Source organism: Enterobacter bugandensis, from assembly GCF_900324475.1.
GTDB classification, from domain to species: Bacteria; Pseudomonadota; Gammaproteobacteria; order Enterobacterales; family Enterobacteriaceae; genus Enterobacter; species Enterobacter bugandensis.
On record NZ_LT992502.1, the window covers coordinates 3,992,816 to 4,011,977 of the forward strand.

Below are 19,162 nucleotides of genomic sequence, written 5' to 3' on the forward strand. Positions count from 1 at the left end.
TTGAAATACCCCCTCCGGACAGAGGGGGTGTCATGACATTACTCTTCGCTGTCGCCCGCGCTGCTGCGCGCAGGTGAATCAATCTCCACGCGGTCGATACGCTGCAGGCCGCGCATCAGCGAACCGCGGCGACCGCGCTCGCCCACCACTTTCTGCAGCTCTTCCGGGCGAAGCTTGATTTTACGCTTGCCAACGTGGATGGTCAGCGTGCTCTGCGGCGGCAGCAGGAAGAGGTGCGCCAGGCCATCTTCACCTTTCGCGGCTTCCGCCGACGGGATGTTGATGATCTTGTTGCCCTTACCTTTCGACAGCTCCGGCAGGTCGCTGACCGGGAACATCAGCATGCGTCCGGCAGAGGTGATCGCCAGCAGCATGTCGCTCTCGTTCTCAATCACCAGCGGCGTCATCACGCGGGCATTGTCCGGCAGGCTGATCAGCGCTTTACCGGCACGGTTACGCGACACGAGGTCGTTAAAGGTACAGATAAAGCCGTAGCCCGCATCGGACGCCATCAGCAGCTTCTGGTCGTCGGCCTCCATCAGCATGTGGTCAACCGTTGCGCCCGGCGGCAGCGTCAGCTTACCGGTGAGCGGTTCGCCCTGGCCGCGCGCGGAAGGCAGCGTGATCGGGTCGATAGCGTAGCTGCGGCCCGTGGAGTCGATAAACGCCACCGGCTGGTTGCTCTTGCCTTTCACCGCCGCCTTAAAGCTATCGCCCGCTTTATAGCTTAGGCCCGGCGCGTCGATATCGTGGCCTTTGGCGCTGCGCACCCAGCCGCTCTGCGACAGCACAATGGTCACCGGCTCGGACGGCTGCATGTCGTGCTCGTTCATCGCCTTCGCTTCTTCGCGCTCGTGCAGCGGAGAACGACGGTCGTCACCGAAGGCATCGGCATCCGCCTGCAGCTCTTTCTTCAGCAGGGTGTTCATCTTGCGTTCGGACGCGAGGATCGCCTGCAGCTGATCGCGCTCTTTTTCCAGCTCGCTTTGCTCGCCGCGGATCTTCATCTCTTCCAGCTTAGCGAGATGGCGCAGCTTCAGTTCGAGGATCGCTTCGGCCTGGGTTTCGCTGATGCCAAAGCGCGACATCAGCGCAGGCTTCGGCTCGTCCTCGGTACGGATGATCTCAATCACTTCGTCGATATTGAGGAACGCCACCAGCAAACCTTCGAGGATATGCAGGCGCTTAAGCACTTTCTCCAGACGATGGTTCAGACGACGGCGCACCGTATCGCGGCGGAACGTCAGCCACTCGCTGAGGATCTCCAGCAGGTTTTTCACCGCCGGACGACCGTCGAGGCCAATCATATTCAGGTTGATGCGGTAGCTTTTTTCCAGATCGGTAGTGGCGAACAGGTGGTTCATCACCTGCTCCATGTCCACGCGGTTAGAGCGCGGCACGATCACCAGACGAGTCGGGTTCTCGTGGTCGGATTCGTCGCGCAGATCGTCCACCATCGGCAGCTTTTTATTGCGCATCTGGGAGGCGATCTGCTCCAGCACTTTGGCACCGGAAACCTGGTGCGGCAGCGCGGTGATCACCACGGCGCCGTCCTCTTTATTCCACACCGCGCGCATGCGCACGGAGCCGCGACCGTTCTGGTAGATTTTGCGGATTTCTGCACGCGAGGTGATGATCTCGGCTTCGGTCGGGTAATCCGGCCCCTGCACGATATCCAGCAGGTCGTCCAGCGAGGTTTTTGGCTGCTCGATCAGGGTGATGGCGGCTTTCGCCACTTCACGCAGGTTGTGCGGCGGAATGTCCGTCGCCATGCCGACCGCAATACCGGTGGTGCCGTTCAGCAGGATGTTCGGCAGACGCGCAGGCAGCATCTTCGGCTCCTGCAGCGTACCGTCGAAGTTTGGCACCCAGTCAACGGTTCCCTGACCCAGCTCGCCCAGCAGCACTTCGGCGTATTTGGACAGGCGGGATTCGGTATAACGCATCGCTGCGAAGGATTTCGGATCGTCCGGCGCACCCCAGTTCCCCTGCCCGTCCACCAGCGGATATCGGTAAGAGAACGGCTGGGCCATCAGCACCATCGCTTCATAGCAGGCGCTGTCGCCGTGCGGATGGTATTTACCCAGTACGTCACCCACGGTACGGGCGGATTTCTTGAACTTGGCGGTGGCGTTCAGCCCCAGTTCGGACATCGCATAGACGATGCGGCGCTGAACGGGCTTCAGGCCATCCCCGATAAACGGCAACGCCCTGTCCATGATGACGTACATGGAGTAGTTCAGGTAGGCGTTTTCCGTGAATTCATGTAGCGCGAGGCGCTCTGCCATATCGCTCATTACGTGTGATTCCTCAACTCAGAAACCGAAGGGTTTCAGGCAATATTGCCGCAGATACTACCTCATCTGACGAATTGAGTCACAAAGAAAAAGGGCCGCATAAGCGGCCCTTTTCGGGTTATTTGTTCAGCTTGATAACCTGCTTCACGTCGATTTCAAACTCGTTCCAGTCTTTGTCGACTTTACCCTGCAGCTCTACTTTATCCTGCGGGGTGACGGTCACGCCGTTCCAGCGCTTGTGGTCAATCTCAACCACCACCGTGCCGGACTCGTCGCGGAAGGTGTAGCGGTCATCGGACAGGCGCTCGGTAATGTTCCCGCGCAGCTTCACCCAGGCATCGTCCTTCAGATCTTTCACTTTAGCCGCGGTGGTGAGGTTGGCGTTGTTATCGACAAAACCGCCCTGCTGGGTTTGCGTCTGGGTCTGTGTCGCAGATGGGCCAGTAAAGCCGCCCTGTGCAGCAAAGACCGGCGCGGTGGTCATCATCATGATGGCAGCAATTGCAGCGAATTTTTTCATCTTCATCTCTCCCTTTAATGTCGTTTCGCAATCCATTAAACAGGGTAAACCTTAACAACTTCTTAAGGGGAAAATTTATTTATTTTTACTGTACAGCAGGCGCTTGCAGAGGGTTTACTGACGGCATCAAGGAGGGAACATGCGCATTTTACTGTTAGAAGACGACAGGTTAATCGGCGATGGCATCAAAGCAGGCTTAAGCAAACTGGGCTTTAGCGTGGACTGGTTTACCGACGGGAAAACCGGGCAGGCCGCGCTCGCCTCTGCGCCCTATGATGCCGTGGTGCTTGACCTGACCCTACCGGGAATTGACGGTCTGGAGATCCTGCGCGCCTGGCGCGAAAGCGGCCGCAGCGAGCCGGTACTGATCCTGACCGCGCGGGATGCGCTGAACCAGCGCGTTGAAGGGCTGCGCCTCGGTGCGGACGATTATCTCTGTAAGCCGTTCGCGCTGATAGAAGTGGCCGCCCGTCTGGAAGCGCTGGTGCGCCGCAGCCACGGTCAGACCCGCAGCGAGCTGCGCCACGGCAAGGTGACGCTCGATCCGGCAAGCCTCGTCGCCACGCTGGAGGGCGAAACGCTGACGCTTAAACCCAAAGAGTTCGCCCTGCTGGAGCTGCTGATGCGTAACGCGGGCCGGGTGCTGCCGCGCAAGCTGATCGAGGAAAAGCTTTATACCTGGGACGATGACGTCTCCAGCAATGCCGTCGAAGTCCATGTCCATCATTTACGCCGCAAGCTCGGGAGCGAGTTTATCCGCACCGTGCACGGCATCGGCTACACCCTGGGTGACGCATGAAGCTGAGCCTGAAGCTGCGCCTGACGCTCCTCTTTTTAGCGCTGTCTCTGACGGCCTGGTTTGCCGCCAGCCTGGTGGCGTGGCAGCAGACCACCCACAAGCTCGATAAGCTGTTCGACACCCAGCAGATGCTGTTTGCCAAACGGCTGCTGACGATGGATCTGGACGAGATCCGCGCGCCGGAGCGCATGCGCGAGGTGCCGAAAAAGGCCAAACACGGGCATCTGGACGATGACGCGCTGGCCTTCGCTATTTACGCTTCAGACGGCACGATGATCCTTAACGACGGCGAAAACGGGCGCGATATCCCGTATCACTATCGTCGTGACGGCTTTGATGACGGACGGCTTCAGGATGACAACGATGAATGGCGCTTTTTATGGCTGACGTCGCCAGACGGAAAATACCGCGTGGTGGTCGGCCAGGAGTGGGAGTACCGGCAGGATATGGCGCTGGACGTGGTCAGCTCGCAGCTGACGCCGTGGCTGGTGGCGCTGCCGGTGATGCTGCTGTTGCTTATTGTCCTGCTGAGCCGGGAGCTGAAGCCCCTGAAAAAGCTGGCCCAGACCCTGCGTTCGCGCTCGCCGGACGCCACCGACGCCCTGCCCACTCAGGGCGTGCCGGCGGAAGTGCGCCCTCTGCTCGACTCGCTGAACCATCTTTTTACCCGTACCCAGGAGATGATGACCCGCGAGCGCCGCTTTACCTCCGACGCCGCCCACGAGCTGCGCAGCCCGCTGGCGGCGCTGAAGGTGCAAACCGACGTGGCGCAGCTTTCTCAGGACGATCCGCAGGCGCAGGAAAAAGCGCTGGCGCAGCTGCACGCGGGTATCGACCGCGCCTCCCGGCTGGTGGATCAGCTCCTCACCCTGTCGCGCCTGGACTCGCTGGACAGCCTGGAGGGCGTAGAACAGATAGCGATGGCCGACCTGCTGCAGTCTGCGGTAATGGATATTTATCCTTCGGCACAGCAGGCGGGTATTGATATTCGCCTGCACATCAACGCGCCGGAGGTGACCCGCACGGGTCAGCAGCTGCTTCTGAGCCTGCTGGCGCGCAACCTGCTGGATAACGCCACCCGCTACAGCCCGCGCGGCAGCGTGGTAGACGTGACGCTGAACACCCGTAGCGTTACCGTGCGCGACAATGGCCCAGGCATTTCGCCCGATGCGCTGGCGCGTCTCGGCGAGCGCTTTTATCGTCCACCGGGTCAGGACGCCACGGGCAGCGGGCTGGGGCTATCCATTGTGAAACGCATTGCCGCGCTGCACGGCATGCGCGTCTCGCTGGGCAATGCGCCAGAAGGCGGCTTTGAAGTGAAGGTTAACTGGTAAGGGATTATTGCATTTCGCGCAAAAGACTTTGCACATTTTGCTTATTTTTCCGCTCCGTCCTCGCGCGTAGAATACCCGGCATACTCTCATGACCGAGGACAAATAATGAGCAATATTCTGATTATCAACGGCGCGAAAGAGTTCGCGCACTCTAAAGGCCAGCTGAATGACACCCTGACCGAGGTCGCGGACGGTTTCCTGCGCGACGCCGGGCATGATGTTAAGGTCGTGCGCGCGGACAGCAACTATGACGTGAAGGCCGAAGTGCAGAACTTCCTGTGGGCCGATGTGGTTGTCTGGCAGATGCCGGGCTGGTGGATGGGCGCGCCGTGGACCGTGAAAAAGTACATGGACGACGTCTTCACCGAAGGTCACGGTTCGCTGTATGCCAGCGACGGACGCACCCGCTCAGATGCCTCTAAAAAATACGGCTCCGGCGGCCTGATTCAGGGCAAAAAATATATGCTCTCCCTGACCTGGAACGCCCCTCTGGAAGCCTTCACCGAAAAAGATCAGTTCTTCGAAGGCGTGGGCGTAGACGGCGCGTATCTGCCGTTCCACAAGGCGAACCAGTTCCTGGGGATGGAGCCGCTGCCGACCTTTATCGTCAACGACGTGATTAAAATGCCTGACGTCCCGAGCTATATCGCAGAATATCGCAAGCATCTCGCGAAAATTTTTGCTTAACTGGTAGCCTGGAATTAAAGGAGTAGTAACCATGCTTACAGTAATCGCAGAAATCCGTACTCGTCCAGGTCAACATCACCGCCAGGCGGTGCTGGATCAGTTCGCGAAAATCATCCCAACCGTACTGAAAGAAGAAGGCTGCCACGGCTACGCGCCGATGGTGGACGCCGCTACCGACGCAAGCTTCCAGGCCACTGCGCCAGACTCCATTATCATGGTTGAGCAGTGGGAAACCGTCGCGCACCTTGAAGCACACCTGCAGACCGCGCACATGAAAGCGTGGAGCGATGCGGTGAAGGGTGACGTGCTGGAGACCCACATCCGTATTCTGGAGCAAGGGGTTTAAAACCTGCCTTCCCTCTCCTTCCGGGGAGGGAATTCTCTCTGACCTGCTATGCTTATTCTGACTTCATGATTAACAGGAGGATGGAATGGGTCTTTTTAACTTCGTGAAAGAAGCAGGCGAAAAGCTATGGGATAACCTGACCGACCACAAAGGTCAGAGCGACAAAATCACCGAGCACCTCAAGAAACTCAACATTCCCGGTTCAGACAAAGTTCAGGTTAACGTTACCGACGGCAAGGCCAGCGTGACGGGTGACGGGCTGACCCAGGAGCAGAAAGAAAAAATCCAGGTCGCCGTCGGCAACATCGCGGGCGTCAGCGAGGTGGAGAACAACATCACCACGACCGATGCCAAAGATGAAGCCACCTACTACACGGTAAAATCCGGCGACACCCTGAGCGCTATCTCCAAAACCGTGTACGGCGATGCCAACCAGTACAACAAGATTTTTGAGGCTAACCGCCCGATGCTCTCCAGCCCGGATAAAATCTACCCCGGCCAGACGCTGCGTATTCCTAAAGCGTGATCCGCGAGTCGGGGGATGCCCCCCGACCGTTTTTACCAGTACAGTTTCCAGCTCTGCGTAAAGCGCACCAGCGCCTCCACGTAGAAGTAATCTCCCCAGCTCGCACACTCGTCCACCCCTTTGTTGCTCGCCAGGTGATAGACCGAGTGCTTCAGCAGCCCGGTGCCCTTCTCCTCTTTGCCCATCAGGTAGTGCTTCGTCAGTGACGACATAATGCCTTTGGCCCACTCCAGATACCGCTCCCGGTCTGGATCCGTCACGGGCAGTTGCTTCACCAGCTCCAGCAGCCCGCACACCGCAATCGCCGCCGAGGACGAATCGCGCAGCGCGTCGGTCCCCACCAGCGCCAGATCCCAGTGGCAGACGTAGTCTTCCGGGAGGCGGTTGAGAAAGTAGTTCGCCAGCCGCTTCGACAGGGCAATCATCGTCTCGTCGCCGGTATAGATATAGCTCAGCAGGAAGCCGTAAATCCCCCACGCCTGCCCGCGCGACCAGCAGGAGTCATCGGCATAGCCCTGCTGGGTATTGCCGTAGCGCGGCGCGCCGGTTACCACGTCCATATAATAGGTGTGGAACGTGGAGGCATCGTCGCGGATGAGATAGTTTGCCGCCTGCATGACGTGCGCTTTTGCGGCGTCAGCAAAGCGCGGATCCCCCGTCTGCTCCGTCGCCCAGTAGAGCAGCGGCAGGTTCATGTTGCAGTCGATGATCATCCGTCCGGCCTGCTCCGGGTCTGAAAGATCGCCCCACGCCTGAATGATTTTCGCCTTCTCATGAAAGCGCTCCAGCAGGGCTTCAGCCGCCAGCAGGGAGAAACCGCGCGCCTCGCGGCTGCCGGTAAGTCTCCAGGCCGCCACGCAGGAGAGCGTGTACAGGAAGCCCAGATCGTGAGTGTTGGTGTCGCTGCGCCCGGCGATGCGCAGGCCGAAGGAGCGCACGTGTTTTTCCGCCATCGAGCGGAATTTCTCCTCGCCGCTCATCTCCCACGCCAGCCACAGCTGGCCGGTCCAGAAGCTGGTTGTCCACTCTACGTTGTCGGTCAGCGGGTAATAACCGTTCCGGCAGGTTTCCGCCGGGAACTGCTCTCCGAATGCCGTTAAATGACGGCTAATCAGCTCGAGGACATGGCTACGCGCAGAGATCAGTTCATCGCTAAACAGGCGCGAGTCTACGGGAGCAGGAATGGCAGACAGGCGTTCCTCTCTGATACGACTTAACATATTTCGGTTCCTTGTGGTCAGCGTGATGAAGGTTCTGCTACGTTCAGCGGGCGGGGGCCGCGCCATTTGCTCTGGCAGGCGGATAACGTAAAGGCAGAAATAAAGGTAAAGATCAGCGCCGTCGCCCCCATGATGATATAGGTCTGTTCAAAGCCGATGCGGTCATACATATATCCGGCAGGCGAGGAAACCACCACGTTCCCCACGTACAGCATCGCCTGATAGCCCAGCAAATACATGGTGGCGTTCACGCGCTTGTCGAAATGCTCCGCAATATATTTAAAGACCGACACCAGCAGCAGGCAAATTTCTATACCGTATAGCGGCTTGAGCACGGAAATTAACAGATGCGAGTCGCACATCCCGGAAATAATCAAACGCGCCCCGACGATCAGCCCGACAATTAATAGCCCGCGCCTGGCGCCAATAAAGTTAACGAACAGCGGGACAACCATATACATGACGAATTCTATGCCCGACTGCACGGTACCGAGATAGCCAAATACCGCGTTGCCCTCATGAATATCGTCAAAGAAGGTAACGAAATAGCGCGAGAACTGCTGCTCGGCGATAAACATCATCCACGCCACGCCCGCCACGTACAGGCAAAAAGCCCAGAATTTACGGTTACGCAGCAGGGCGTACACATCTGCCGGGGCGATTTTCTCTTTGGTCAGTACCGCATCGGCATGAACGGAGTTAGTGTTCACTTTCAGGCTGAGCAGGACAACCAGCATCACGATCGACGTCACGCTGCCCATAATGAAGTTATAGGTCGGTGAGAGGTTGAACAGCAGGCCGGAGAAGGACGATGCCACCGCCCAGCCGAGCGAGCCCCACATACGAATTTGCCCGAACTCCATGCCGTTTAAGCGGCTGAAGCGGTCGGAATAAGATTCACACGCCGCCACGCCCGCATACCAGGCAAAGCTTAAATAGAGCGCGCCGATAATAATCCCCAGCAAGGTGCTGGACATTAACAGCGGCTGATAGACGTAAATAAAAAACGGCGCCATCAGGGCCGACATGGCGACCACAAAATAGAGCAGGTATTTGCTCATGCCGATTTTATCGAGAATATAGCCGTAGATGGGTTTGAGGATAACGGAAAATATTCCGTTCACCGCGAACACGGTTCCAATTACCGTCCCGCTGAGATTCGCTTTTTGACCCAGCCAGATCGCCAGCAGGCCAATACTCGCGGACCAGGTAAAGAAATAGAGAAAAATAAAGCTGCTGATTTTGTAATATTCGGTTCTGTTGGTTGTCGATGTATTTTTCATACCATCCTCGCCGAGGTTTAGGGTCAGAATTTTTATAACGTGAACGACAGCAGACGTTCGCCTCCAGGGTCGCGGATTACGACCCGGTTATGGTTCATATCCAGCTGCGGCGCGGCCGCAACGTTCTGTTTTTCACTGGCAATGACGGCGCAGCAGAGCCAGCGCTCTCCCGGATGGAGATCGGTTTTTAACAGCGGAATGGAGGCGCACTCCGGGAACATGATGCTGCTGTTCGGCGGCGTGACGATGCTGTCCGGGGTGCGTTCAATGAAAGGCGACAGATCGACAATCGCACTGCTGCCGTTCTCTGCCGCCAGATAGCTGCCGCGCGCGCGGATTTGGTGCTCCGTTTTCATCACGGCGAAACCGCCCTCCGCCGTTTGCAGCTTGCGCGCGCTGTTGATGCGGTGCAGGCGCAAATGCCACTCGCCGAAGGGGATTTGCCAGGTCTCGATGTGCACGTCGTGCCAAGGCGACCAGCGTGAATAGATGTAGTTTTCATCCACCCGCACCGCGTCGCACTCGCGACGGCCGCGGAAATAGTTATCCCCGTCCGCCAGCAGCAGCATGGAATCACAGGCCGCATGCTTCAGGCCAAAGCGCCCGCGCTCAATGGTGAAGCCAAAGCGGCTGGAGTAGGCAAATTTGGTGTATTTCGCTTCGGTGTTGACGTAGTTGTTCAGCTCCAGCTGACCGGCGGTGAGCATGGTGACGTGCTGAGAGTTCGTCGAATGCATCAGGATCTGCTGCGCGTGCGGGATGACGTGCTTCTCCGCCAGCGCGGGCAGCGGCTGTTCTTCTGCCTGCCAGAACGGATGCGTCTCCGGCAGCGCCAGAATCAGGTAGCTTTTTAGCGCCCAGTAGGGCGAGCCGGGAGAGTTATAGTCCTCACACATGGCGAGGTTCGGACAGGCAAAACCGAGGGTCAAAATGCCGTCCCGATCGGTAATCGTCCGCTGCTGCCACCAGCGGAGGTGGCGCAGGATAATGCCTTTCACAATACCCGGCGTGAACACGTCAAGTTCAGAGAAGGCAACCGCGCTCCAGAAGGCGACCATCGCAAAGCGGTAGGTCAGGCTGCGGCCAAACGGTACCGACGCGCCGTCCGCGGCGGACCAGTAGATAAAGTCCTCCGCAAACAGACGCGAGCGCTCGCGCAGCACCTCCGCCCTCGCCTCGTCGCCGCTTAAAGTGGCGTAAATCAAGCCGTAGAAGTGGAACGCCATGGAGATGTAATAATCTTTCGGGCGACCCGCGCCGTCGGAATACCAGCCGTCACCCAGGTAATAGGCCTCCATCAGCGCAAACCGATGGTCGATGGCGGCCTGGTCGTACGGCAGCCCGGCGCGTTTGAAGCCCAGCTGGACCATAATGGCAAAGTAGTTCCAGTTGCTGTCGGGCATCTGCGCGTCGGTAATCTGATTCAGCCACGCGTGCAGGTTCATCACCTCGCGCTCGCTGAAGCAATCGGTGAGTTTATTCCCCAGCAGGGAAAGCCCCAGACCGTAGGACGCCATCTCGACCAGACGCTGATCGTACGGACCGGTTTCGCCCCAGTAGCCCGGACTTAGCGGATCGGTGCCGATCCTGATGGCCTGCATGTACTTCTCGCTAAACGGCGAAGCATCGCCCGAAGCCAACAGCGGAAACAGCCCCCATAGCGCGCGGGAGAGCCCCTCCATCTGCGCGATATCCGTCACGTAGTGCGCGCAGGTATCACCCAGCGAGAACCGCGAATGATTTACCGGAAACTGCTTATCCAGCGCGCCAAGTAAGGTATTCAGAGACGCCACGACGTCCTGGCGTGAAGACAACAGATTTGATTTTTCTTCGCTTTCCGCCCGCATAGTTCCACCCTCGTCATCAACTGCGGCCAAGCATAGTGAATGCGTAAGGTGGAGAAATGTTAGCCACGTCACAGGTGAGAACGTTCGATAAACCTGCGGTTGATAAAATTTAAAAAGGTGGTTTATAAATCTCTTCTGACGGGGAAAAGTTGAGTTTTATTGCACTATGCATGACGCGCCCATAACCGATCGTCTTGAGCTCATTACCTTAAACGACACCGTAGCGTCGTTCAGCCGCCTGTTTGCTAACACGGTGCGTTACCACCACTGGCATCAGTGTCTTGAAATTCTCTATGTGGAAGAAGGGTTTGGCGTCGCGATTGTCGATAACCGTCACTACACCATGCGCCCCGGACGCCTGTTTTTCTTTCCGCCGTTCACCCTGCATAAAGTCAGGGTGGACGAACAGGCGGAAGCGATTTACCGGCGCACGATTATTCACCTCGACCACCACGCGGTGCTGAAGTGTCTGCGTGATTTTCCGCACACGCAGCAGCGGCTGGAGAAACTCTCGCGTCGCGGCTCAGAGGCGTGGGTGGTTGACCTGGCACACTGCCACAGCCATGTCGATCATCTGTTCAGCTGTTATCCGCCGCCGATGAGCAGCGAAAGCATCGCCGGGCTGCTGATTAGCCTGTTTGCTATGTTGCCTGACGATCGTACCGGCGCACCGGGCAGCAGCACGGGGATCGCCAGCCAGGTGATGTTCTGGCTGGACGAGCATTATCAGGAGAAATTCCGCCTCGACGCACTGGCAGCGGAACTGGGCAGATCGCGCAGCTACGTGTCGCGAAAATTTCATGCGGAGACGGGGGAGAAAATCCACCACTACCTGAACACGCTCCGCCTGCGTAAGGCGTGCGAATGCCTGTTGCACAGTGACGCGAGCGTGCGGGAGATTGCCGCGCGGGTGGGATTTTCTGACGTGACCTGGTTTATCAGCGCGTTTAAGAAGGGGATTGGTGAGACGCCGCTGCAGTACCGGAAGAACCATCGTGCGGTATGACACCCTCACCCGCCCCTCTCCCGCGGGAAGAGGGAGACAATCAACTGCTTTTCTTGCCCGGCTTTAGCCCACGGTGAAGCTCGTTGATGCGCTTCATCGACTTGATGGTGCGCTGCGGCTCGGTGGAGGCGACGGATAAAACAATCATCTCCAGGCACAGCAGCACCGTGCCGTGGAGCGGGATTTTACCCTTCTCGCCACCGCGCGGAACGTGGATCACCACGCTGGCCTCTTTGCTGAATCGGGAGTCGGTGGCATTGGTGAGCAAAATGGTGGGGATCCCCAGCCGTTTCGCTTCGCGCAGCGTGGTCTGTCCTTCCCGATGCGCGGATTTTTGCGCCATCATGATCAGCACATCCCCGCGCTGGAGACCTATCAGCTGCTCGGCCAGCCCTATTCCGGTGCGGTTAAGCGGCGTGGCGGGTAGCCCCATCCGGCTGAACAGCCTGGCGGTGTAGTCGGCCAAAATCCCGGACGCGCCAATCCCAAATATGGCAACCTGCCTCGCCTGCGCCAGCAGCGAGACCGCCTGCGCCATCGCGAAGCGGTTGTGGGGTTCAGACAACACTTCACAGGTGTGCTGATGCCCCTCCAGCACGAAATCAATGCTCGCATTGACGTCGCTGGTCAGCGTATTCACCGTGGTGGAGATCTTTTCGCTGGAGGTCACGACCGGGCCAAACCACTGCTCCAGCGTCTGCTTGAGATCGCGCAGCCCGGCGAAACCCAGCGCCTGGATGGCGCGAACGACGGTAGCGTCCGACGTTTTCAGCAGCGTCGCGATCTCCATTGCCGTCTGCTCCATCACCGCTTCACGATTTTCATTGATATAGCGCGCCACCTGCAGCAGGCGCGGCGTGAGCTGGTGCGACCGGGAGCGGAGGCGGTCGCCGAAGAGATCAACTTTACGGCTCATCGTGACGCCTCCGGCAGCGGACGTCCGGCAATCTGCGACTGGACCTGCGCGGCCATCAGCCCTAATGAGGCGAACGAGTTTGAGATGGCCTCTTCACGCGAGATCAGCACGTAATGTCCGGTCCGACAGGCATTCAGGAACTGACACCAGCCCGGCATCACCGCATCCATCGCCGCCAGCTCATCCTGCGGTTTGCCGCCCGTATCCCCGCGCCAGGTGGCGAAAACGAAATCCGCATCCAGCTCCGGCAGCCGCTCGGCGCTGACGTCAATGCGTCCCTCTTCCGGGATGGACTCAATCAGCGGCGGGAAGGTGAACCCGGCATCACGCAGCACGCGGCCCAGCGAGTGATAGCTGTGCATGGCGTTGATTTTCCCCTGATTGGCCTGAATCACCGACACGCTCACTTTGCGGGTATCAATAGTCGCTTTCAGCGCCTTAATTTGCTCCTGATAGCGCCGCTCCAGAACCTTGAGCCGCGCCTGCGTGCCCGTCAGTTGCGCCAGCTTGCGGTAGATCTCCGGTGCGCCGCCATCGAGATGATCGATACTCACCGTCGGGGCAATTTTCTCCAGCTGTTCCACCGGGGTATTTCGCGTCGGCTCGGTAATGATCAGGTCAGGCTTTGCGGCGGCGATGGCTTCAATGTCGATATCCGCAGTGCCGATAAACTTGATGTCGGAATTATCGAAGTCGACGCCGGTCAACATGCCGCTGGAGCGCAGAAAATGGCTGCCGTCCGGCCGGGTGCGGCCATGGCTCGCCACCGGCGGTACGCCAAGCTCAATCAGCGGAATAGTAATGTCCAGGTCGTGTAGCGAGACGATCCGTTTCGGATGCACCGGCACCACCACCTTACGGTTCAGATCGTCAGTAAACGTCTGCGTCGGCTCGGTCGCGCTCGCCGCAAACCCCACCAGCAACAGCAATGAAAACAGTATGCGCATGTTAATCCCCTAAAATCTGTCCCGACGCTGCCAGAGCAGCAGCAGGAAAAACGGTCCGCCAATCAGTGAAATCACAATTCCCGCCGGCAGCTGCAGCGGGAGGAATGCCAGCCGCCCGACGTTATCCGCCAGTAGCACCAGCAGCGCCCCCAGCACGGCGCTACCCGTCAGGAGCGCCGTTTGCCCGCCGCGGAGCAGCAGGCGCGCCATGTGCGGCGCAATCAGCCCGACAAAACCAATGCTGCCCACGCAGGAGACGCAGGCCGCCGTCAGCACTACCGGGGCGAGAACCCTTAGAAGCGCCAGCCGGTTTGTGCGCACGCCAAGGCCCGCTGCGGTGTGGTTACCAAGCAGCGCCACGTCCGCAGCGCGGGCGGTAAACAGCAGCAGCGCAAACGCCGGAAGCGCCCAGGCAGCGGCAATGCAGACCAGCGTCCAGTTTGCCGCGTGGAGGCTGCCCGCCAGCCATAGCATCGCCGTCTGCACGTCGCGCACGTCCGCCGTAGTCATAAAGACGCCCATTGCGGCGGCAAAGACCCACGACACGCCGATGCCGATCAGGATGAATCGCGGACGTGAGATATCGCGCGCCAGAGCCACCACCAGCAGCGCGGTGAGCAGCCCCCCGACCATGCCAACCAGCGGCCGCCAGGCCAGGCCCAGCGCCGGGAACTGAAATATCAGCAGCAGTACCGCCGCGCTACAGCCCTCTTTCACCCCGATAAGCCCCGGATCGGCCAGGCCATTGCGGGTAATGGACTGCATTGCCGCCCCCGCCATGCCGAGCATCCCACCGCACAGCGCCGCCATCAGCAGGCGCGGCAGGCGGATATCCATCACGATGTAGCGCGTCTCTGACGTCAGGCTTTCTGGATAAAACAGCGCGCGCCCGATGGCGGAAGTGGGGATGGGCAGAGAGCCGTGCGTCAGGCCAAACCCCGTCAGCAGGCAGGCGGCCAGCGTCAGGATGACCAGACATACCAGCGCCTTTGGGCGGACCAGCGCCGAGAAGGTGCCAACGCGTAGCGCACGCAGTCCGGCGCGGTTCATTTAAACATCCTCGAGGCCATGAAGATAAAGACCGGGGCGCCAACCAGCGCGGTCATGATGCCGGTTGCCAGCTCCCAGGGCGAAAACAGCGTGCGGGCAGCGATATCCGCCAGCAGCAGAACCAGCGCCCCGCACAGGGCGGACAGCGGCACCATCACGCGCAGATCGACCGACACTAGACGGCGAACGAGCTGAGGCACCACAAGGCCGATAAAGCCGATCGGCCCGGCGAGGGAGACCGCCGCACCGCAGAGCAGCGCGATGGCCATCAGGGCAAGCAGCCGCGTTTTCAGCAGCGATACGCCAAGCCCCTGCGCCATTCTGTCGCCCAGCGCCAGCATGTTGAGCGAGGGCGACAGCCAGAGCGCCAGCGCAAAGCCCACGCCAGACACCCACAGGGCAGCGGCAATCGTTTCAACGCTGACCCCCGCTAAATCCCCCGCCAGCCAGGTGCGCATGGCGAGCAGCGTCTGTTCATCGAGGATGAGCACCGTGGCGGTAATCGACGAGGCAAGCGCCGACATCGCCACGCCGCACAGCGTGACCTTCATCGGCGTAAGCCCGGTGCGTCCGGACGAGGAGAACGTAAGCACCAGCAGAAACAGCGCCGCGGCTCCGGCGGCGGCAATCAGCGGGCGCCCAAACGGCAGCGTCATCCCCAGCGCGCTCGTCAGCACCACCGCGAGCGCCGCCCCGGCGTTGAGCCCCAGAATATGCGGTTCGCCGAGCGGGTTGCGGATCGTGGATTGCAGCAGCACGCCCGCCACACCGAGCGCGGCCCCCGCCACCATCGCGGCGCAGAGGCGCAGCAGTCTGAGCTTGATGATGATGTTATGGTCGAAATTGCGCGGATCGAAGTGGAGGATGGCCTCCACCACCGTTTGCGGGGCGATAAAGCGGGCGCCGATCCCCAGATGGGCAATCGCGCCGGTTGCAAGCAGCAGGGCGAACATCAGGAAAGCCAGAGAGGTGCGCATCATGGCTGTTTTGCGACCTGGCGAAACGGCATAAAGAACGGTTTACCGGTCAGCGGATTGATGGACATATGCACGTCGACATCAAACACCGCTTTAATCAGCTCCGGCGTGCAGGCGTCCCCTTCATGCAGTACGCCCTCGACTTTTCCCTGGCGTAAAAAGACCAGCGAATCGCCGTAGCTCACGGCGAAGTTGAGATCGTGCAGCACCACCACCACGGTACGTCCGTGCTCGCGCGTCAGCGTATGCAGCAGTTCGAGGATCTCCACCTGATACCGGAGATCGAGGAACGTGGTGGGTTCATCCAGCAGGATATAGGGCGTTTGCTGCGCCAGCGCCATGGCGATCCAGCAGCGCTGACGTTGGCCGCCGGACAGGCTTTCGACGGGCATGTGGGCAAACTCGGCCGTGCCGGTCAGGCGCAGGGCCTCCTCCACCGCCTGCTCGTCCTCGTCGCTCCACTGGCGCATAACGTTCTGCCAGGGAAAACGCCCGCGCGAGACCAGCTCAAAGACGGTTAACCCTTCCGGCAGCAGCGGAGACTGCGGCAGGATGCCAAGCTGGCGGGCGACGGCTTTCGTCGGCTGCGCGTGGATCGCCTTGCCGTCGAGAACCGCCGCGCCTCCAAGCGGCTGAAGCAAACGCGCGATGGTACTCAGCAGCGTGGATTTTCCGCAGCCGTTCGCCCCCACCAGAACGGTGATTTTCTGCTGGGGAATCGCAAGGGAAATATCATCAACGATGATTTTTTTCTGATAACCGGCAGAAAGATTCTCCAGAACCAGACCCGGTTTTGTCGTGTTGTGAGCCACGTGCATGCCAACGTAATAAAAAAAGGGAAACAAATATAAATAAAAATCATTCTCTTTTGAGAGTTTGAGGCCGCGCCATGTAGTAGTCAAGGGAAGAAACACCCTGAAAAAACCAGGGATAACGGTGCGTTACTACACTGACCGGTAAAACAATAAAGAATTAATTTTCAATTAATTAAAAGGCTACCACTGCGCTTTTACGTTGCGTTTCAGAGATGTAGCCGATTTTTATCTTTTTTCATTTACTACTACATTTCCGCATGATTGAATGATTCTCAATTACATGTTCGATGCCAGTTCTGGCTAACGGGCAGACCATAAAGGGCAATGACTCACAGGTTCTTCCGTGAAGGTGCTTCACGGATATTTTGGGATAATAGTTGTAATGGCTACGTTCACACCTTCACTCTCTGGGATAAAAGGGCGCGCGCTCTTTTCACTGCTGTTTATGGCGCCGCTGTCGCAGGCAGCAGACACCACGGCTAAAGACGGCGAAACGCTTACCGTCACCGCCGATCCAAATGCTACGGCGGATGCCACCAACGGCTACCAGCCGCTGAATACCTCCACCGCCACGCTGACCAACATGCCGATGCTGGATATCCCGCAGGTGGTGAATACCGTCAGCGATAAGGTGCTGGCGGATCAGCACGCCACCACGCTCGATGAAGCGCTCTATAACGTCAGCAACGTGGTGCAGACCAACACTCTGGGCGGTACGCAGGATGCCTTTGTGCGCCGCGGGTTTGGCGCAAACCGCGACGGCTCGATCATGACCAACGGCCTGCGCACCGTGTTGCCGCGCAGCTTTAACGCCGCAACCGAACGCGTGGAGGTGCTGAAAGGCCCGGCCTCAACGCTGTACGGCATTCTCGATCCGGGCGGCCTGATTAACGTCGTCACGAAGCGCCCGGAGAAAATCTTCGGTGGCTCGATTTCTGCCACCTCTTCCAGCTTTGGCGGCGGCACCGGACAGATCGATGTCACCGGTCCGATTGAGGGCACGCGCCTGGCGTATCGCCTCACGGGCGAGTATCAGGACGAAGATTACTGGCGCAACTTCGGCAACGAACGCAGCACGTTTATCGCCCCGTCGCTGACCTGGTTCGGCGACGATGCCACCGTGAGCGTGCTCTATTCGCATCGCGACTATAAGACGCCGTTCGATCGCGGAACGATCTTCGATCTCAACACTAAAAAGGCCGTCGACGTCGATCGCAAAACCCGCTTTGACGAGCCGTTTAACGTGACCGACGGGCAGTCCGATCTCGCTCAGCTTAACGCGGAATACCGCCTCAACAGCCAGTGGACCGCGAAGTTCGACTACAGCTACAGCCAGGATAAATACACTGACAACCAGGCCCGCGTCATGGCCTACGATTCAAAAACCGGCACCCTGACCCGCCGGGTGGATGCAACCCAGGGCTCGACCCAGCGCATGCACAGCACCCGTGCGGATCTGCAGGGCAACGTGGATATCGCGGGCTTTTATAATGAGATCCTCACCGGCGTGTCGTATGAAAATTACGATCTGCTGCGCACGGACATGATGCGCTGTAAGAACGTCAAAGGTTTCAATATCTATAATCCGGTTTACGGCAAACTCGACGAGTGTACAACCGTCTCCGCCGCTGACAGCGACCAGACGCTCAAGCAGGAGAGCTACTCGGCCTACGCCCAGGATGCCCTGTACCTGACGGATAAATGGATCGCCGTCGCCGGGCTGCGCTACCAGTATTACACTCAGTACGCGGGCAAAGGTCGTCCGTTTAACGTCAATACCGATAGCCGCGACGAGCAGTGGACGCCGAAGCTGGGGCTGGTTTACAAACTGACGCCAGCAGTCTCGCTGTTTGCCAACTATTCGCAGACGTTTATGCCGCAGTCGTCCATTGCGAGCTACATTGGCGACCTGCCGCCGGAAACCTCAAACGCGTACGAAGTAGGCGCAAAGTTCGATCTGTTCGACGGCATTACCGCCAATATCGCGCTGTTTGATATTCACAAGCGCAACGTGCTGTATACCGAAAGCATTGGGGGCGAAACCATCGCCAAAACCGCGGGCCGCGTGCGCTCTCAGGGCGTGGAGGTGGATCTCGCAGGCTCGCTGACCGAGAACACCAATATTATCGCCAGCTACGGCTATACCGACGCGAAGGTACTGGAGGACCCGGACTACGCGGGCAAACCGCTGCCGAATGTGCCGCGCCATACCGGCTCCCTGTTCCTGACGTACGACATTCATAATGCGTTTGCCGGGAATACCCTGACGCTCGGCGGCGGCGGGCACGGCGTAAGCCGCCGCTCGGCGACCAACGGTGCGGATTATTATCTGCCGGGCTATTTCGTGGCGGATGCGTTTGCGGCGTATAAGATGAAGCTGCAGTATCCGGTGACGCTGCAGGTGAACGTGAAGAACCTGTTTGATAAGACCTACTACACGTCGTCGATTGCGACCAACAACCTGGGCAACCAGATTGGCGACCCGCGCGAAGTGCAGTTTACGGTGAAGATGGAGTTTTGATGTAAAAAAGCCCGGTGGCGCTAATGCTTACCGGGCCTACGATCCATTCCCTCTCCCTGTGGGAGAGGGTT

Annotated in this window: 17 protein-coding genes; 7 read left to right on the plus strand and 10 right to left on the minus strand. The window is 58.9% G+C overall.

The features are described from left to right. Nucleotides 1–38: 38 nt before the first annotated feature. Nucleotides 39–2,297 (minus strand): DNA topoisomerase IV subunit A, encoded by a 2,259-nt coding sequence (gene parC, locus DG357_RS19280; protein ID WP_088204274.1) that lies wholly within the window; start codon nt 2,295–2,297, stop codon nt 39–41. A gap of 118 nt (nt 2,298–2,415) precedes the next feature. Then, a complete protein-coding gene (locus DG357_RS19285; protein WP_023309189.1) occupies nt 2,416–2,817 on the minus strand; it encodes a YgiW/YdeI family stress tolerance OB fold protein in 402 nt (133 codons plus the stop codon). Nucleotides 2,818–2,956: 139 nt separating this feature from the next. Here DG357_RS19285 and qseB point away from each other — a divergent pair, with 139 nt between their 5' ends. The 5 genes from qseB to lysM all read left to right on the plus strand — a co-directional run bounded on the left by qseB (nt 2,957) and on the right by lysM (nt 6,509). Continuing rightward, nucleotides 2,957–3,616 carry a quorum sensing response regulator transcription factor QseB gene (gene qseB, locus DG357_RS19290; RefSeq protein ID WP_028014426.1) on the plus strand — a complete coding sequence of 220 codons (660 nt, stop codon included), beginning with the start codon at nt 2,957–2,959 and terminating at the stop codon, nt 3,614–3,616. Further along, nucleotides 3,613–4,950 (plus strand): quorum sensing histidine kinase QseC, encoded by a 1,338-nt coding sequence (gene qseC, locus DG357_RS19295; RefSeq protein ID WP_088204275.1) that lies wholly within the window; start codon nt 3,613–3,615, stop codon nt 4,948–4,950. The genes qseB and qseC overlap by 4 nt, the downstream gene beginning before the upstream one ends. A 105-nt stretch (nt 4,951–5,055) precedes the next feature. Continuing rightward, nucleotides 5,056–5,637 (plus strand): NAD(P)H-dependent oxidoreductase, encoded by a 582-nt coding sequence (locus tag DG357_RS19300; protein ID WP_048959949.1) that lies wholly within the window; start codon nt 5,056–5,058, stop codon nt 5,635–5,637. A 31-nt stretch (nt 5,638–5,668) separates the two neighbouring features. Then, nucleotides 5,669–5,983, plus strand: a complete 315-nt coding sequence (locus DG357_RS19305) for a putative quinol monooxygenase (protein ID WP_008502984.1) — start codon at nt 5,669–5,671, stop codon at nt 5,981–5,983. An 85-nt stretch (nt 5,984–6,068) separates the two neighbouring features. Further along, the gene (lysM, locus tag DG357_RS19310) at nt 6,069–6,509 is read left to right on the plus strand and encodes a peptidoglycan-binding protein LysM (RefSeq protein ID WP_028014428.1); all 441 of its coding nucleotides are present in this window, start codon (nt 6,069–6,071) and stop codon (nt 6,507–6,509) included. A 32-nt stretch (nt 6,510–6,541) separates the two neighbouring features. On the opposite strand, the gene DG357_RS19315 is transcribed toward lysM, so the two are convergent. Genes DG357_RS19315 through DG357_RS19325 form a run of 3 tightly spaced genes read right to left on the minus strand, consistent with a single transcriptional unit; the run spans nt 6,542 to nt 10,859 of the window. After that, nucleotides 6,542–7,729, minus strand: a complete 1,188-nt coding sequence (locus DG357_RS19315; RefSeq protein ID WP_088204276.1) for a glycoside hydrolase family 88 protein — start codon at nt 7,727–7,729, stop codon at nt 6,542–6,544. A gap of 17 nt (nt 7,730–7,746) precedes the next feature. Beyond that, on the minus strand, nt 7,747–9,012 hold the full coding sequence (locus DG357_RS19320) for an oligosaccharide MFS transporter (RefSeq protein WP_048959951.1): 1,266 nt from the start codon (nt 9,010–9,012) through the stop codon (nt 7,747–7,749). Nucleotides 9,013–9,044: 32 nt separating this feature from the next. Further along, nucleotides 9,045–10,859 carry a DUF2264 domain-containing protein gene (locus DG357_RS19325; RefSeq protein ID WP_088204277.1) on the minus strand — a complete coding sequence of 605 codons (1,815 nt, stop codon included), beginning with the start codon at nt 10,857–10,859 and terminating at the stop codon, nt 9,045–9,047. Between the two features lie 166 nt (nt 10,860–11,025). Here DG357_RS19325 and DG357_RS19330 point away from each other — a divergent pair, with 166 nt between their 5' ends. After that, a complete protein-coding gene (locus DG357_RS19330; RefSeq protein WP_041908113.1) occupies nt 11,026–11,865 on the plus strand; it encodes a helix-turn-helix transcriptional regulator in 840 nt (279 codons plus the stop codon). A 40-nt stretch (nt 11,866–11,905) separates the two neighbouring features. Here DG357_RS19330 and DG357_RS19335 read toward each other — a convergent pair whose 3' ends face one another. Genes DG357_RS19335 through DG357_RS19355 form a run of 5 tightly spaced genes read right to left on the minus strand, consistent with a single transcriptional unit; the run spans nt 11,906 to nt 16,567 of the window. After that, entirely contained in the window at nt 11,906–12,781 is an 876-nt protein-coding gene (locus DG357_RS19335) for a MurR/RpiR family transcriptional regulator (protein ID WP_028014433.1), read from the minus strand. Further along, on the minus strand, nt 12,778–13,728 hold the full coding sequence (locus tag DG357_RS19340) for an iron-siderophore ABC transporter substrate-binding protein (protein WP_088204278.1): 951 nt from the start codon (nt 13,726–13,728) through the stop codon (nt 12,778–12,780). Before DG357_RS19340 ends, DG357_RS19335 begins: the two co-directional genes overlap by 4 nt. Before the next feature lie 9 nt (nt 13,729–13,737). Beyond that, nucleotides 13,738–14,778 carry a FecCD family ABC transporter permease gene (locus DG357_RS19345; protein ID WP_088204279.1) on the minus strand — a complete coding sequence of 347 codons (1,041 nt, stop codon included), beginning with the start codon at nt 14,776–14,778 and terminating at the stop codon, nt 13,738–13,740. Continuing rightward, nucleotides 14,775–15,758, minus strand: coding sequence for a FecCD family ABC transporter permease (locus DG357_RS19350; protein ID WP_108780347.1), 984 nt, complete (start codon nt 15,756–15,758; stop codon nt 14,775–14,777). Before DG357_RS19350 ends, DG357_RS19345 begins: the two co-directional genes overlap by 4 nt. Continuing rightward, the gene (locus tag DG357_RS19355) at nt 15,755–16,567 is read right to left on the minus strand and encodes an ABC transporter ATP-binding protein (protein WP_028014437.1); all 813 of its coding nucleotides are present in this window, start codon (nt 16,565–16,567) and stop codon (nt 15,755–15,757) included. Before DG357_RS19355 ends, DG357_RS19350 begins: the two co-directional genes overlap by 4 nt. Before the next feature lie 385 nt (nt 16,568–16,952). Here DG357_RS19355 and DG357_RS19360 point away from each other — a divergent pair, with 385 nt between their 5' ends. Further along, entirely contained in the window at nt 16,953–19,091 is a 2,139-nt protein-coding gene (locus tag DG357_RS19360) for a TonB-dependent siderophore receptor (protein ID WP_088204281.1), read from the plus strand. Nucleotides 19,092–19,162: the final 71 nt, after the last annotated feature.

Excerpts from the sequence above, each read along its gene's own strand:
- DG357_RS19305 (WP_008502984.1), top strand. The coding sequence starts at position 5,669 with ATGCTTACAGTAATCGCAGAAATCCGTACTCGTCCAGGTCAACATCAC.
- DG357_RS19320 (WP_048959951.1), bottom strand. The coding sequence starts at position 9,012 with ATGAAAAATACATCGACAACCAACAGAACCGAATATTACAAAATCAGC.
- lysM (WP_028014428.1), top strand. The coding sequence starts at position 6,069 with ATGGGTCTTTTTAACTTCGTGAAAGAAGCAGGCGAAAAGCTATGGGAT.
- DG357_RS19335 (WP_028014433.1), bottom strand. The coding sequence starts at position 12,781 with ATGAGCCGTAAAGTTGATCTCTTCGGCGACCGCCTCCGCTCCCGGTCG.
- DG357_RS19315 (WP_088204276.1), bottom strand. The coding sequence starts at position 7,729 with ATGTTAAGTCGTATCAGAGAGGAACGCCTGTCTGCCATTCCTGCTCCC.
- DG357_RS19300 (WP_048959949.1), top strand. The coding sequence starts at position 5,056 with ATGAGCAATATTCTGATTATCAACGGCGCGAAAGAGTTCGCGCACTCT.
- DG357_RS19325 (WP_088204277.1), bottom strand. The coding sequence starts at position 10,859 with ATGCGGGCGGAAAGCGAAGAAAAATCAAATCTGTTGTCTTCACGCCAG.
- parC (WP_088204274.1), bottom strand. The coding sequence starts at position 2,297 with ATGAGCGATATGGCAGAGCGCCTCGCGCTACATGAATTCACGGAAAAC.
- qseC (WP_088204275.1), top strand. The coding sequence starts at position 3,613 with ATGAAGCTGAGCCTGAAGCTGCGCCTGACGCTCCTCTTTTTAGCGCTG.
- DG357_RS19350 (WP_108780347.1), bottom strand. The coding sequence starts at position 15,758 with ATGATGCGCACCTCTCTGGCTTTCCTGATGTTCGCCCTGCTGCTTGCA.
- DG357_RS19360 (WP_088204281.1), top strand. The coding sequence starts at position 16,953 with ATGGCTACGTTCACACCTTCACTCTCTGGGATAAAAGGGCGCGCGCTC.
- qseB (WP_028014426.1), top strand. The coding sequence starts at position 2,957 with ATGCGCATTTTACTGTTAGAAGACGACAGGTTAATCGGCGATGGCATC.
- DG357_RS19285 (WP_023309189.1), bottom strand. The coding sequence starts at position 2,817 with ATGAAAAAATTCGCTGCAATTGCTGCCATCATGATGATGACCACCGCG.
- DG357_RS19345 (WP_088204279.1), bottom strand. The coding sequence starts at position 14,778 with ATGAACCGCGCCGGACTGCGTGCGCTACGCGTTGGCACCTTCTCGGCG.
- DG357_RS19330 (WP_041908113.1), top strand. The coding sequence starts at position 11,026 with ATGCATGACGCGCCCATAACCGATCGTCTTGAGCTCATTACCTTAAAC.
- DG357_RS19340 (WP_088204278.1), bottom strand. The coding sequence starts at position 13,728 with ATGCGCATACTGTTTTCATTGCTGTTGCTGGTGGGGTTTGCGGCGAGC.